Source organism: Rhodospirillales bacterium (genome assembly GCA_016710335.1).
Lineage (GTDB): Bacteria > Pseudomonadota > Alphaproteobacteria > Rhodospirillales > Defluviicoccaceae > JADJXQ01.
Genome location: JADJXQ010000026.1, coordinates 36,044 through 49,858, shown reverse-complemented (window position 1 = coordinate 49,858; position 13,815 = coordinate 36,044). Strand labels below are relative to the sequence as shown.

At 65.5% G+C, this 13,815-nt stretch carries 10 protein-coding genes and 1 pseudogene; 7 read left to right on the top strand and 4 right to left on the bottom strand.

All coding sequences use genetic code 11. The features are described from left to right. Nucleotides 1-5 precede the first annotated feature (5 nt). The 3 genes and pseudogenes from nifV (at nt 6) to gltA (ending at nt 4,583) form a co-directional block, all read left to right on the top strand. Nucleotides 6-1,157, top strand: coding sequence for a homocitrate synthase (nifV, locus tag IPM60_17870; protein MBK8909656.1), 1,152 nt, complete (start codon nt 6-8; stop codon nt 1,155-1,157). Next, nucleotides 1,154-1,516, top strand: a complete 363-nt coding sequence (locus IPM60_17865; protein MBK8909655.1) for a nitrogenase-stabilizing/protective protein NifW — start codon at nt 1,154-1,156, stop codon at nt 1,514-1,516. The genes nifV and IPM60_17865 overlap by 4 nt, the downstream gene beginning before the upstream one ends. Nucleotides 1,517-1,564: 48 nt before the next feature. Further along, nucleotides 1,565-4,583: pseudogene (gene gltA / locus IPM60_17860) on the top strand (NADPH-dependent glutamate synthase). 39 nt (nt 4,584-4,622) lie between these two features. On the opposite strand, the gene IPM60_17855 reads toward gltA, so the two are convergent. The 4 genes from IPM60_17855 to IPM60_17840 form a co-directional block, all read right to left on the bottom strand. Beyond that, a complete protein-coding gene (locus IPM60_17855; protein ID MBK8909654.1) occupies nt 4,623-5,915 on the bottom strand; it encodes an NAD(P)/FAD-dependent oxidoreductase in 1,293 nt (430 codons plus the stop codon). A gap of 261 nt (nt 5,916-6,176) precedes the next feature. Next, nucleotides 6,177-6,386, bottom strand: coding sequence for a cold-shock protein (locus IPM60_17850; protein ID MBK8909653.1), 210 nt, complete (start codon nt 6,384-6,386; stop codon nt 6,177-6,179). Nucleotides 6,387-6,613: 227 nt separating this feature from the next. Continuing rightward, nucleotides 6,614-6,901, bottom strand: coding sequence for a HigA family addiction module antidote protein (locus IPM60_17845; GenBank protein ID MBK8909652.1), 288 nt, complete (start codon nt 6,899-6,901; stop codon nt 6,614-6,616). An 11-nt stretch (nt 6,902-6,912) separates the two neighbouring features. Continuing rightward, nucleotides 6,913-7,191: a type II toxin-antitoxin system RelE/ParE family toxin gene (locus IPM60_17840; GenBank protein MBK8909651.1), complete on the bottom strand. Its 279-nt coding sequence runs from the start codon at nt 7,189-7,191 to the stop codon at nt 6,913-6,915. Between the two features lie 325 nt (nt 7,192-7,516). Between IPM60_17840 and IPM60_17835 the strand changes: the two genes are divergently transcribed. From IPM60_17835 to IPM60_17820, 4 genes are all read left to right on the top strand, one after another. Continuing rightward, nucleotides 7,517-8,668 (top strand): acyl-CoA/acyl-ACP dehydrogenase, encoded by a 1,152-nt coding sequence (locus tag IPM60_17835; protein ID MBK8909650.1) that lies wholly within the window; start codon nt 7,517-7,519, stop codon nt 8,666-8,668. Between the two features lie 9 nt (nt 8,669-8,677). Then, on the top strand, nt 8,678-9,856 hold the full coding sequence (locus tag IPM60_17830) for a CoA transferase (protein ID MBK8909649.1): 1,179 nt from the start codon (nt 8,678-8,680) through the stop codon (nt 9,854-9,856). Nucleotides 9,857-10,007: 151 nt separating this feature from the next. Beyond that, a complete protein-coding gene (locus tag IPM60_17825; GenBank protein MBK8909648.1) occupies nt 10,008-12,308 on the top strand; it encodes a hypothetical protein in 2,301 nt (766 codons plus the stop codon). Between the two features lie 451 nt (nt 12,309-12,759). Continuing rightward, nucleotides 12,760-13,806: a YihY/virulence factor BrkB family protein gene (locus IPM60_17820; GenBank protein ID MBK8909647.1), complete on the top strand. Its 1,047-nt coding sequence runs from the start codon at nt 12,760-12,762 to the stop codon at nt 13,804-13,806. The last annotated feature ends 9 nt before the right edge of the window (nt 13,807-13,815 follow it).

Below are 13,815 nucleotides of genomic sequence, written 5' to 3'. Positions count from 1 at the left end.
CGACCATGACCTCTGAACGCCATCCCACCCCGGTGATCAACGACACGACGCTGCGTGACGGTGAACAGACCGCCGGCGTCGCCTTCACGGCGGCCGAAAAGGTATCGATCGCGACGGCGCTGGACGCCGCCGGAGTGGCGGAGCTGGAGGTCGGCATCCCTGGCATGGGAGAGCAGGAACGGGAGTGCATCCGCGCCGTCGTCGATGCGGGCTTGCGCTGCCGGCTCTTTGGCTGGTGCCGCATGTCGGCCGAGGATCTTGATGCAGCCGTCGCCTGCGGCCTGACTTCGGTCAACGTGTCGTTGCCGGTTTCCGATATCATGCTGCACGCCAAGTTCGGGCGCGATCGGGATTGGGCCATTGCCCACACCGTACATATCGTCCGGCTCGCGCGGGACCTTGGCCTCACGGTCGCGGTCGGCGGCGAGGACGCGTCGCGCGCCGATCCGGAGCATCTCTTTCGGTTGATCGAGCATCTCGAAGAGGCCGGCGCCCACCGCTTCCGTTTCGCCGACACCCTTGGGGTTCTTGACCCGTTCTCGACATTCCAGGCCATCTCCGCTCTGCGGCAGCGCTCCGACATCGAACTGGAAATGCATGCCCATGACGATCTGGGGCTGGCCACCGCCAACTCCCTGGCCGCGGTCCGGGCCCGCGCCAGCCACATCAACACCACCGTCAACGGTCTCGGCGAGCGGGCCGGCAATGCGCCGCTGGAAGAGGCCGTCGTCGCCCTCGCCCAGCTCTACGGCCTCGACACCGGCATCGACCGCCGGCGTCTGCACGCCATTTCGGACCTGGTCGCCGAAGCCTCGGGCCGGCCGGTGCCACCCAACAAGAGCATCGTCGGATCGTCCGTCTTCACCCACGAGGCCGGTATCCACGTCCACGGACTGCTGCGCGACCGCCACACCTATCAGGCCCTGGATCCGGAAGGCCTCGGGCGCAATCACGAAATCCAGCTCGGCAAGCATTCCGGCACCGCCTCCGTCAGTCATGTCTTCGGCGGTCTCGGCCTCTCGCTGGGGAACGGTCAGGCCGGGATCGTGCTGGAGCGCATCCGCGCACACGCCGTCAGCACCAAGCAGGCGCCGGCGCCCGCGGTGCTCAGATCCATCTACGAGGACACATGTCTTGCAACACAGGATGCGCCATGACCACGCTGCTCGGCACGCTCAAGTCCCTGGAGACCGCTGAAGACTTCCTCGACCACTTCGGAATTGCCTATGACCAGCGGGTGGTGGACGTCAACAGGCTGCACATCCTGCAACGGCTGCACGACCGACTGTCCAGTTCCGATCTCGAGGCGATGGACGAAACAGCGCTCCAAGAGACGATGGCCGCCTATCTGGCGCGCGCCTACCGCGATTTCGTTGCCTCCGACGCCCGGACCGAGAAGGTGTTCGCCGTTTTCCACCGCGCCGGCGCATCGGCGAAGGCCGTCCGGCAGACGATGATTCCACTGACCGCGGTGCGGGGCACGGGGCAACACGGCGCGGAGCCATCAGGCGCCTGAGCGCCGGACGGCCCGGCGGCACCATCGGGTTTCAGGGAGACTGGGTTCATGTACACGATCACCCGCCGCGAGGCGTTTTCCGACACCACGTTCCTGTGGGAGATCGCGGCGCCCGACGTAGCGCTAGCGGCCGAGCCGGGGCATTTCGTCATGGTTCGCCTGCACGAAGGGAGCGAGCGGATCCCGCTCACCGTCGCCGACTTCGATCGCGACAAGGGAACCGTGACCCTGGTGATCCAGGCGCTCGGCAAGACGACGCTCGAGATGCGCGACCGCTACCGCGCCGGCGACACGGTGGAGGACTTCGTCGGCCCGCTCGGCCTGCCGCAGCACATCGAGCCGGTCGGCCATGTGGTGCTGGTCGGAGGCGGCCTCGGCGTCGCGCCGGTCTACCCGCAGCTTCGCGCGTTCAAGGCGGCCGGCAACCGGACCACCGGCATTATCGGCTTCCGCAACGAGAGCCTGATGTTCTGGGCGAACCGGTTCCACGAGCATTCCGATGAGTTGATCGTCTGTACCGACGACGGCAGCTTCGGCCGGCCGGGCCTGGTAACGGACGCGCTGCGCACCGTTCTGGAGAGCGATCCGCCGGATCTGGTGGTCGCCATCGGGCCGCTGCCGATGATGAACGCGTGCGTGGAGACCACCCGCCCGTTCGGCGCAAAGACCATGGTGTCGTTGAATGCGATCATGGTCGACGGCACCGGCATGTGCGGCTCATGCCGGGTGACGGTTGGGGGCGAGGTCCGCTTCGCCTGCGTCGACGGCCCCGACTTCGACGGGCACGCGGTGGATTTCCGGGAGCTGATCGCTCGCCAGAAGCGGTTCAAGAGCCACGAGCGGACCGCCGAAGACGCCTACGCTCACGTCTGCAACCTGGAGAAGACCCTCTTCAAGGACGAAAAGCGCAGCTACAAGAAGCTGACCGAGTTGCGCAAGACGCGGGTCGCCATGCCCGAGCGCGATCCGGTCGAACGCGCCGCCAATTTCAAGGAAGTCAACCTGGGCTACGCGCTCGCCGACGCGTTGGAGGAAGCGGAGCGCTGCATCCAGTGCAAGAAGCCGACCTGCATCTCCGGCTGCCCCGTCTCCATCGACATCCCGCGCTTCATCCGCCACCTGCTCGTCCGCGACATCGACGGCGCACTCGGCGTCATCAACGAAAGCAACCTGTTCCCATCCATCTGCGGCCGGGTCTGCCCGCAGGAGACCCAGTGCGAAAGCCAGTGCGTCATCGCCCGCAAGATGGACTCTGTCGCCATCGGCCGCCTGGAGCGTTTCGTCGGCGATCACGGCCGTGTACCGGCAGCCCCGCGCCCCAGCTTTGCCGCGCCGCTGGGCTCGGTGGCCATCGTCGGCTCCGGCCCCGCCGGGCTCGCCGCCGCCGCCGACCTGACCCGCGCCGGCGCCGACGTCACGGTGTTCGAGGCGCTGCACGTGGTCGGCGGTGTCCTGAAGTACGGTATCCCGTCGTTCCGCCTGCCGCGGGACATCATCGACCGCGAAGTGGCGCGGCTTGCAGCGATGGGTGTCCGGTTCGAGACCAACAAGGTGGTCGGCAAGACCTTCACCATCCCGCAGCTCCTCAACGGCAAGGGCTTCGACGCCGTGTTCATCGGCGCCGGCGCCGGCGCGCCGTCGTTCCTCGGCATCCCCGGCGAATACGCTGGGCAGGTCTACTCGGCGAACGAGTTCCTGACCCGCGTGAATCTCATGGGCGGCGACAGGTTTCCCTATCTCGACACACCCATCGGCATCGGCGACAGCGTGGTGGTCATCGGGGCCGGCAACACCGCCATGGATTGCCTGCGCGTCGCCAAGCGCCTCGGTGTCGGCACCGTCCGCTGTGTCTACCGCCGCACCGAAACCGAGGCCCCGGCCCGCATCGAGGAGTTGCGCCACGCCAAGGAGGAGGGCGTCGAGTTCTTCTTCCTGCATTCGCCGCTGGAGATCCACACCGACGACGACGGCGATGTCCGCGGCATGAAGGTGCAGAAGATGCAGATGGGCGAGCCCGACGAGCGCGGCCGCCGCCGCCCGATGCCGACCGGCGAGACCGTCGACCTGGGCTGCGACACGGTGATCTATGCCCTCGGCACCCAGGCCAACCCCATCATCGCCCAGTCGATGCCCGATCTCGCGCTCAACCGCTGGGGCAACATCGTGGCCGACGCGGACACCCAGGCGACCAACATTCCCGGCGTGTTTGCCGGCGGCGATATCGTCAGCGGCGGCGCCACCGTCATCCTCGCCATGGGCGCCGGACGCAATGCGGCTCGTGCCATCGCCGCTTACCTCGGCGACCCGAAACGGCGCTGGCCGGTGACGGCGAGTTCCGTGGAAGCGTTCGTGCCGCCGTCGCCGGTGCCTGCCGTAACGCCCGAAGGGGCGGCGGACGTCTTGTAGAAGGAGTCAAGGGCGTGTTGTGTCCGAAATGCCGGGAGCCCATCGAAGGCCCCGAAATGTACATCTGCTGCGGCACCGACACTCTCGCGTGGCGGTGCAGGGACTGCGCCAAGGTCAGCGAAGGCTTCGCTTTCCCTTATGGCCGCTGCCCGCACTGCGACGGCGTGCTCGAGACGCATGACCACCGCAACCACGACGACCAGGATGATTTGGAGGCGATTCGTATCGCGTTCGAGATCGAGTTGGGCGGTCAGGCATTCTATCAGGGGGCGCAAGAAGCGGAGGCCGAGCCAGATCTGCGGGCGCTGTTCGCCGGATTGGCCGAAATGGAAGGCGAGCACCTCGCCACCTTGTCGCGCCGCTACCATATCTCGGCGCCACCCGCAGCGGCGGACGAAAACGCGCCCGCAGCGCACTGGCGCGAGCGGCCATTTACGGCGGCATCGAGCGCCAGCCGGGCGATCCTCTCGCCCTTCTCCGCATCGCCATTGCCTGCGAGGAACGCGCCGCCCGCTTCTTCGCGGACGAAAGCCGGCGGATGTCCGGGAACAACCCGTCCCGCCAGATCTATCGCGAATTGGCGGCCGAGGAGCGCGATCACGCCGCTCTCCTCGCCACCGAGCTGGAGCGCCGCCAGATTGGCAAACCGGGCCTGCTGTAAAGCGTGCGCCGATGCTGAAGCGGCCATGGCTGGCGGCGATCACCGAATGATCCGGGCACCGCGCTGGTAGGTGAAATATCGCCACACCCATTGCATGGTCACCAGCAACCGCTTCTGGAAGCCGACGAGCAAGTAGACGTGGATGAGCGCCCATAGAAACCAGGCCAAGCGGCCTTTCATGCGGCGCTTGCCAAAGTCGAAAACAGCGGCGTTGCGTCCGATCACCGCGGTGTTGCCCCGGTTATCGAACCTGAACTCGGGGACAGGGACGCCATCGATGAGCGCACGCTCGAGGTTCGCGCCGAGGTGCTCCCCCTGCTGCTTAGCGACCTGGGCCAGCGCCGGCAGTGGGCTACCGTCCTGCTCCAGCAGCGCAATGTCGCCGAGCGCGTAAACATCCGCCAGCTCGTCGACCGCGAGGTTGGCTGCTACTCTGATGCGGCCGACCCTGTCCGCCGCCACGCCGATCAACTCAGCAATCGGCGTGGCGCGGATCCCGGCCCCCCACACGGTGAGGGCGGCCGGGATGTCTTCTCCGCACACCGTGATGCCGCTGGCGGTCACATTCTCGACGTTGCGGCCTAGGAGGACCGTTACTCCCAGCCTCTCGAGCTGAGACCGGGCATAATGCGAAAGCTCCTCCGGGAACGCGGAAAGCAGCCGCGGCCCACCCTCGACAAGCAGCGTGCGCGCCTGCGTCGGATCGATGTGCCTGAAGTCCCGCGCAAGCGTCCAGCGCGCGAGTTCGGCGATGGAGCCGGCCATCTCCACACCGGTGGGGCCGCCTCCTATCACCGCGGTGGTCATGAGCATCCGCTGGCGTACCGGGTCGGTGCAAGTTTCCGCGTCCTCGAAGTTGCGCAGGAGCCTGCTCCGGATCTCACGCGCGTCATCGATTGTCTTGAGGCCAGGCGCAACAGCCTTCCATTCGTCCCGCCCAAAGTAGTTGTACTCCGACCCGGTCGCGAGCACGAGGCAGCGATAGTGAACCGCGGGCACGTTGGCGAACCGCACGACGCGAGCACCGGTGTCCACCTGCACCGGGACGTCCATGGCGACATCTACATTCGCGTAGGGGCTCAGGATCTTGCGGATCGGCTCAGTTATGTCGGCCGGCGAAAGTGCCGCCGTGGCGACCTGATAGAGCAGCGGCTGGAACAGATGATAGTTATGGCGGTCGACCACGAGTACCGAGACCGCGCTCCCGCCCAGCTTCTTCGCGCATGCGAGGCCCGCGAACCCAGCGCCGATGATCACCACATCCCGGTGCAGGAGAGGTGCACCGGGTTCTCCGGGGACCTCCGGTATCGCCTCATCCGCTTGCTTTTCCATGACCGGATCAACCCGCCACACGTATAGTGGTTCCAGCTACAGAGCCATGAACGGTGCGGCTGGAGATCGTCGAGGCCGGCATCGCCGCGCCCGAGGACTTCAAGCGCCGGCCTTTGGAAGAGAACGCGCCGTAGAACCCCCGCCATGGCCGATGCCGCCGGGCTCCATGCCGGGCGGTTATGATTGTGGCCCATGCCGGGCGCACCAACAAAAAGCCCCCGAGTCTCCCCGGGGGCTCGTGTTCACCGCTCTTGATCGAAATCAGTCGGCGAGCGTCAGGTTTTCCGCCGAACTCTTGCCATCGCGGCCGGCGACGATCTCGTATTTGACCCGCTGACCTTCGTTCAGGCTACGCAGTCCGGCCCGCTCGACGGCGGAGATGTGCACGAATGCGTCGTTGCCGCCGTTGTCCGGCTGGATGAAACCAAAGCCTTTGGTCGGATTGAACCACTTTACTGTTCCAGTGCTCATGTCTGTTGCCTCACATAAATGAATGACGCGCCGGGCGACACGCCCGGGCGCGAGATAGCTTCAACGTCTTTTCAGGGAATGAACAGGCAACGCACAGAGCGAAGCATCAACCGGAAACAGAACCGTCAGAAACTAGCTGAAGTAGATATGGGGTGTCCCGACCCCGGGTGCAAGGATCATCGCCAAGCCGCATGACCTGTCTTCGCCGTCGACCGGATCTTGCAGAGTTAAGCCGCGGTGAGCCGCTCGACCTTGATTTCGTCGGCGTGCTCCATCGCGCGGGACATGTCGTAAGCGGCCTGTAGGCGGTACCAGGTTTCCGCGCCGCCTCCGAAAGCCTTGTCGAGCCGGATCGCCATTTCGGGGGAGATGCCCGCGTGTCCGTTCACCAGATCGGAGAGCTGCTTGCGACTCACACCAAGGCGCTTCGCCGCTTCCGCAACCGTCAGCCCCAGTGGCCCGATGCAGTCGTGCCTGACCGCGAGGCCGGGGTGCGGCAGGTTCTTCATTGCCATGTTCGGTCCTCCTAATGGTAATCGATCAGATCAAGGTCGCTTGCGTGCCCGTCGGAGAAACGGAAGACAACGCGCCAGTTGCCGTTGACCGTTACGGACCAGAAGCCCGCCATGTCTCCCTTCAAGGGGTGCAGACGGTAGCCGGGCAAGTCCATTCCGCGCGGCTCTGCGGCCTGATCGAGCCGCGCCAAGATGCGCTCGAGCTTGTCGACCTGTTCCGCCGACACTCTCCGCCTGTCGCCCTTCTCGTAGAGCAACTCGAGCCCCTTGTGGCGGAAGCTCCTGATCATGAGCGTAGTGTAACCTATCGCCTCTCGCAAAGCTAGTGCAGCGGTGCATCCAAAGAATGCACCATTGCTGCACGCAACTCTTGATTCTCGTGCACACTATGACCCATTCGACCGAATGGGTCTGTGCACTAGGCGATGCACGCTCGTCGGCTTGGAGGTCGTCGGCGCCTCTGCCGGGCCAATCAGGCGGGTCGCGCGGCGGCGGATCGTCCCGGGATGAAAGATCAAGAACTGGGATGCGCGCTTCATTGAAGCCGGTTTTCAAGACGGGCGGGAGCGGGCATCCTGTGCCCCGCCCGACAGCACCGCTTGTCCGAGGACAGCCATGACCGAGACATATCAAGACCTACGCGAGGCGATTCGCGCGTTGTGCGCCACCTTCCCGCCGGAATACCACCGGAAGGTCGATGAGGATCGCGCCTATCCGGAGGCGTTCGTCGATGCGCTGACCGAGGCCGGATGGCTCGCGGCGCTGATCCCGGAGCAGTACGGCGGATCGGGGCTGGGGCTCGCCGAGGCGTCGGTGATCATGGAGGAGATCAACCGCTCCGGCGGCAACTCCGGGGCCTGCCACGGCCAGATGTACAACATGGGGACGCTGCTGCGGCATGGTTCGGAGGCGCAGAAACAAGCGTATCTGCCGAAGATCGCCAGCGGCGAATTGCGCCTGCAGTCGATGGGCGTGACCGAGCCGACGACCGGCACCGACACCACCCGGATCCGCACCAAGGCCATCAAGACCGGCGACCGCTACGTCGTCAACGGGCAGAAGGTGTGGATCAGCCGCGTCCAGCACTCCGACCTGATGATCCTCCTCGCCCGCACCACGCCCTTGGATCAGGTCCGAAAGAAATCCGAGGGCATGTCGATCTTCCTGGTCGATCTGCATCGGGCCGTCGGCAACGGCATGAGCGTCAAGCCGATCGCCAACATGGTCAACCACGAGACCAACGAGCTTTTCTTCGACAATCTCGAGATCCCCGAGGACAACCTGATCGGCGAAGAGGGCAAGGGCTTCAGATACATCCTGGACGGGCTGAACGCCGAGCGCACGCTCATCGCCGCCGAATGCATCGGCGACGGCTACTGGTTCATCGACAAGGTGACGGCCTACGCCAAGGAACGGCAGGTGTTCGGCCGCCCGATCGGCAAGAACCAGGGCGTGCAGTTTCCCATCGCAGAGGCGCACATCGAGGTCGAGGCCGCCAACCTGATGCGGTGGGAGGCCTGCCGCCTGTTCGACGCCCACCAGCCTTGCGGCGCCCAGGCCAACATGGCGAAGTACCTTGCGGCCAAGGCGAGCTGGGAAGCCGCCAACGCCTGCCTCCAGTTCCACGGCGGCTTTGGCTTCGCCAACGAATACGACGTGGAGCGCAAGTTCCGCGAGACCCGCCTCTATCAGGTGGCGCCGATCTCGACCAACTTGATCCTGGCGTATGTCGCCGAGCACGTGCTCGGCCTGCCCCGTTCGTTCTGAGGTGCTTTCATGAGACCGCTCGACGGCATCACGGTCGTGGCGCTGGAACACGCGCTTTCGGCCCCGTACGCCACCCGCCATCTCGCCGATCTCGGCGCGCGCGTCATCAAGATCGAGCGTCCGGGGGTTGGGGATTTCGCGCGGCACTACGATACGCGGGTCAAGGGCCTCTCCTCCTACTTCGTCTGGAGCAACCGGTCCAAGGAAAGCTTGACGCTGGACGTCAAGCACCCGAAGGCGGGCGCAATTCTGCGACGGCTGATCGGCAAGGCAGACGTGCTGGTGCAGAACCTGGCGCCCGGCGCCGCCGCCCGCCTCGGCCTCACCCACGATGACCTTAAGGCGGACAATCCGCGCCTGATCGTCTGCAACATTTCCGGTTACGGCGAAGACGGGCCGGACCGGGACCGCAAGGCCTACGATCTGATGATCCAGTCCGAGGCCGGGTTCCTCACGGTCACCGGCACGCCGGACACGCCCTCCAAGGCCGGAATTTCCATCGCCGACATCGCCTCCGGCATGTACGCCTATTCGGCCATTCTTGCCGCGCTGATCAGCCGCGGGAAGACCGGCGAAGGCGCCAGCATCGACGTGTCGATGCTGGAGTGCATGGTCGAATGGATGGGCTTTCCACTCTATTATGCCTCGGACGATGCGCCGCCGCCGGCGCGCACCGGCGGCAGCCACGCGACGATCGCGCCCTATGGTCCGTTCGCGGCGGGCGACGGCAAGGTGGTGATGCTGGGACTGCAGAACGACCGCGAATGGCGGAACTTCTGCGACAAGGTGCTGGAGGATCCGGCGCTCTTCGCCGATCCCCGCTTCCGGACCAACGCGGCGCGCGCCGAGAACGCGGCGGCGCTCCGTGGCATTATCCTGTCGGCGTTCGCCTGCCTGAGCGGTGACGAAGTGGTGGCGCGGCTCGATGCGGCGGGCATTGCCAGCGCCCGCATGAACGACATGCACGACGTCTGGTCCCACCGCCAGCTTCGCGCCCGTCACCGCTGGGTCGAGATCGACAGCGCCGCGGGTCCCCTCCCCGCCCTGCTGCCACCCGGCGGCAGCGGCGCCTTCGCGCCCCTCATGGGTCCGGTCCCGGAGCTTGGGCAACACACCCGCGCGATCCTGGCTGAACTGGGGCTGAGCGCCGACGACATCGCGGCGCTCGCGAAGGACAACGCGATCTGACGGGGGCCCATTGCGGGTTGGCCGCTGCGGCGAAGGAGTGTAGCTTTTTCTTTACTGGAACTCCGAGGTGCGGAATTCCTCGTTCCGGACCAGGGGTCCGCTCTGGCAATGGCGGCCGGATAACTTCGGCCAGGACGCGGGAGGCACCTCGATGCGTTTCTTGGCGGTGGCGCTCGGCATGGCCGCGGCGCTCGGCACGGCGGCGTCAGCCCCTGCATTTTCGGCGGACAACGTCCTTCTCACCATCCTCGGCAAGTACGAGACGCCGGAAACCGGCGCCGACAACGGGTACCGCTTCGGGTTCAGTCAGGACGTGGGCGGACTTGTTCGCCGGTTGGGCTTTGATCCGCGCCAGAACCCCGAGAAGCTCAACCTCAACACGGTGCACAATTACAAGACCAGCAACAGCAATCCCACGGTCGCCGAACGCTGGGCCTTGGCGACCCTCGACGATTGGGCGAGCAAGCAGCACATCGTCGAGCAGTACGCCGGCACCGCCCAGGATTACAGCCACTCGTTGCGGCTGGGCTACGGTGTGGCGCTGACGGATGTCGGTGAGAAGCTGAAGAAGGGCAACATCGTCCGCGCCACGCCGCCGCCGCCGGGCGGAGACGATGTGCTCGGCGCTGCGCTTTTGGGCGCTCTCAACAGCGTCGGCGGCTTTTTTCCGGCCGTCGGCGCCTTGACCAACGTGTACCTGTTTCTCGACGGCCGCGGCGATGTATCGGTGGCGCCCCACGGCGCGCCGAGCGTGAGGATGCCGAGCGCCGACGTGATCACCATGGCGCAAAGCCGCCTGCGCGGCGACGGCGAGGCGCTTTTCGATGCGATGGACGCCGAGAACGCCAAGCTGACGAAGGCGATCGAGGGCAACTTCGGCGCCTTGCGCGCGTTCACGCTCAGCGGCTCCTACGACTCGTTCGATCCCAATGCCGACGATGGCGACGTCCTGAAGGCGAAACAGGATGTCGTTGCGGCGTTCCGCCGGGAGATCTGGCGCGAGTTGACCCCGCTGGCGTTGGAGTTGGACGCCTATCCGGACATCAAACCCGGCTTGAACGCGCAACCGTGCCCGCAGGGTCCGGGGTACACGGAGCACGAAGACGGCAAGCCTTACCTCGCCTGCAAGATGACGGCGACGGTGAACGACTGTTGCGGGTTCGCCCTTTTCGAAAAATCGATGAACGCCATCTACGGCCCCGGCCGTCCCCGCCCGAAAAAGAATCAGTTCGGCATCGCGGTCGAGTACGCGCCGACCTACTACGCCGGCGGCTTCAGGGGCGAGTGGTCGTCGAATCCGGCGAAGTACGACAAACCGTTCCGCGTCCGCACCACGCGCCGCTACATCGGGCTGGTCCGCAAAGCGGATGGTGTCGCCGTTGCCGAGGGCACCGCAAACGAAATCGTTGGTAGCCTCGGCCTTGATGGCGTTCTCTGGTTGCCGGGACTCGAGAAGGGCGAGCGCCTGAAGCAGTCAGGCAGCTTCATGCCGGAAAACAAGGCGCTCGCCGCCGCTGGCGGGCGGCAGAACGATCTTTACAAGTATCTGATCCGGGACAGGCCGCAGGTCGCGGCGTTCCTGCCAATGACACTCGACGACGTGAACATTTTCTATGCGCGGAAGCGCTTCGACAAGGCGGCGGAAGACGCCATCACGGCCATGCAGACGGCCAGCGGCAAGTTCCATCCAGCCGGCGGCGCATCGTTCGGCGACGCGCGCCTGCTCGCCGACTCCGGCCGGTCGAACCTGCAGCTTGCGATGGACAACGGCACCGACCTCTCCGTGTCCGCGCTCCGGATCTTTGAGGAAGGGCATATCGAGAACCACCCGGCCTTCTTCCGGGAGACCATGCAGGCTTTTCTCGCCGAGGCCCGCGCCCGCGCCATCTACGCCGAGGGCAAGGCGTGGATGGAGATGCTGGTCGATCGGCACACGCAACTGCGCGACGCCATGGTGATCTTCGAGACCTTCCCGGACACCTATCGGGAGGGGCACGGTCCGCTATCGGCACTGCTGAAGTTCTTTCCCTCGGGCGTGCGCCTCCCGGTCGGATTGGAGACGAAGGCATTCCACGAGTTTCTCGCGGGGCTCGACCCGAAAGATCCCATGCTCAATACCAAGATCCGCGACTACGTCGACGGTAAGGTGTTCACCGTTTGGCGGCAGAGCTTCACGCCGCTGCAGGAAAGCCAGCTCCGAGTTTATTTGAGGATGTTGGAGAGCGACCGGTTGAAGACAACGCCTTCCGGCTACATGCAGGTGGTGTTGGACAAGCTGAAGGAACTGCAAGGCGACATGGCGAAGAAACTCGCGGTCCTCGATGATCACAGCCAGAGGTTCAACCGCGAGTTCGAGACGTTCTACCGCGACTGGGATCAAGCCTCGGCGGACTTCCGCTCAGCATTGCGCACATACCAGATCGCCCGAGCCCTCGCCCCGGCGGCACGGTGAGCAGGACACACCAGCGGGGCCAGGCGCCCTGCCGCAAGCGCAGCGCCCCGGTTGTAGACGCGGGGCGGATCAGGCCAAAGCCCGTCATCCTCCCTTTCGTGTCGTCAATATTGTTTTTACAGCCAAGCAGATGATGCAGGCCTATTGCGGCAATCCACCCCGCCGCTCCCCGACCACTACATCGATATTGCCCGGATAGCCTCTCCATCTGGCTGAAAACGGTAGCACATTGGGCTGTAGCCATTCCCGTTGGCGAGGGGGCAGAGCGTCCGCATTGCCTCTTACTCAGACGTCAAGCTGTTCGGCAATGGCAGGTACGTGGTCACTCATGAGGTCGGCGGAGGGAGAGGCGGGCACAGATGGAGATCGACCGCGTCGTCGCACTGGCGGGAACTTCTGAACGAACCGGACGTTTCGCAGGGGCATTCTGACGGCGAGGGGAAGAGGCGTCATGGCGAGGATCAAATCCAGGACGGAGCGCCGCGCCGAGCATCGGCGCTTGGTGGAGCATCGGCGTGCCAGCCAGGGCGGCGGCTCAACCGGGACCGGCGGCGGTGGCGCTTCGGGTGGTTCCGCAGAGAAGCCGTCGGAGATCCCGGCGCGGGGCTGGCGCGATGTGCTCATGCGGGTCAAGGACGAAGTCGGCAAGGACAACATTGGCCTGGTGGCCGCAGGCGTTGCATTTTATGCCCTGTTGGCGATCTTCCCGGCGCTGGCGGCGCTGGTCGCGATCTTCGGCATGGTGATGGATCCTGCGGAACTGCAGAACCAGACACAGGCGCTGGCCGGCATTGTCCCCGAAGCGGCGCTCTCCATCATTCAGGGGCAGCTCGCGGCCGTCGCGTCGGCGGGCGGAGGCAAGCTCAGCCTCGTCGCGATCGGCAGCATTCTGCTCGCGTTGTGGAGCGCCACCAAGGGCACCAAGGCGATGATGACGGCCCTCAACATCGCCTACGATGAAGAGGAACAGCGCGGGTTTTTCAAGCTCAACGTCGTGGCCCTCCTGTTGACGGTGGGCGCCATTCTCGGCGTCATCGTCACCCTGGCGGCGATCGTGGTCGCGCCGGCGTTGCTCGGCAATCTCGGCCTCGGGGATGCGGTGCAGTCGGCCATTTCTCTCCTGCGCTGGCCGCTGCTGTTGATCCTGGCGATCATCGGCATGGCCTTTCTCTACCGATACGGCCCGAGCCGCGACGCGGCGCGCTGGCGCTGGGTGAGCTGGGGCGCCGCCGGATCCGTGGTGGTGTGGATCGTCGCATCCGGGTTGTTCTCCTGGTACGTCTCCAATTTCGACAGCTACAACAAGACGTACGGCTCCCTTGGGGCAGTGGTGATCCTTCTGATGTGGTTCTATATCAGCGCCTATGTTTTCTTGTTGGGCGCCGAGATCAACGGCGAAATGGAGCACCAGACAGCGCGCGACACGACCGCGGGGCCGGAGAAGCCCATGGGCGAGCGTGGCGCCTACGCCGCCGACCACGTAGCGACCGCGCGGTAGGACGGCTCG

Excerpts from the sequence above, each read along its gene's own strand:
- IPM60_17855 (MBK8909654.1), bottom strand. The coding sequence starts at position 5,915 with ATGGAAAAGCAAGCGGATGAGGCGATACCGGAGGTCCCCGGAGAACCC.
- IPM60_17820 (MBK8909647.1), top strand. The coding sequence starts at position 12,760 with ATGGCGAGGATCAAATCCAGGACGGAGCGCCGCGCCGAGCATCGGCGC.
- IPM60_17850 (MBK8909653.1), bottom strand. The coding sequence starts at position 6,386 with ATGAGCACTGGAACAGTAAAGTGGTTCAATCCGACCAAAGGCTTTGGT.
- IPM60_17825 (MBK8909648.1), top strand. The coding sequence starts at position 10,008 with ATGCGTTTCTTGGCGGTGGCGCTCGGCATGGCCGCGGCGCTCGGCACG.
- IPM60_17830 (MBK8909649.1), top strand. The coding sequence starts at position 8,678 with ATGAGACCGCTCGACGGCATCACGGTCGTGGCGCTGGAACACGCGCTT.
- IPM60_17845 (MBK8909652.1), bottom strand. The coding sequence starts at position 6,901 with ATGGCAATGAAGAACCTGCCGCACCCCGGCCTCGCGGTCAGGCACGAC.
- IPM60_17835 (MBK8909650.1), top strand. The coding sequence starts at position 7,517 with ATGACCGAGACATATCAAGACCTACGCGAGGCGATTCGCGCGTTGTGC.
- IPM60_17865 (MBK8909655.1), top strand. The coding sequence starts at position 1,154 with ATGACCACGCTGCTCGGCACGCTCAAGTCCCTGGAGACCGCTGAAGAC.
- nifV (MBK8909656.1), top strand. The coding sequence starts at position 6 with ATGACCTCTGAACGCCATCCCACCCCGGTGATCAACGACACGACGCTG.
- IPM60_17840 (MBK8909651.1), bottom strand. The coding sequence starts at position 7,191 with ATGATCAGGAGCTTCCGCCACAAGGGGCTCGAGTTGCTCTACGAGAAG.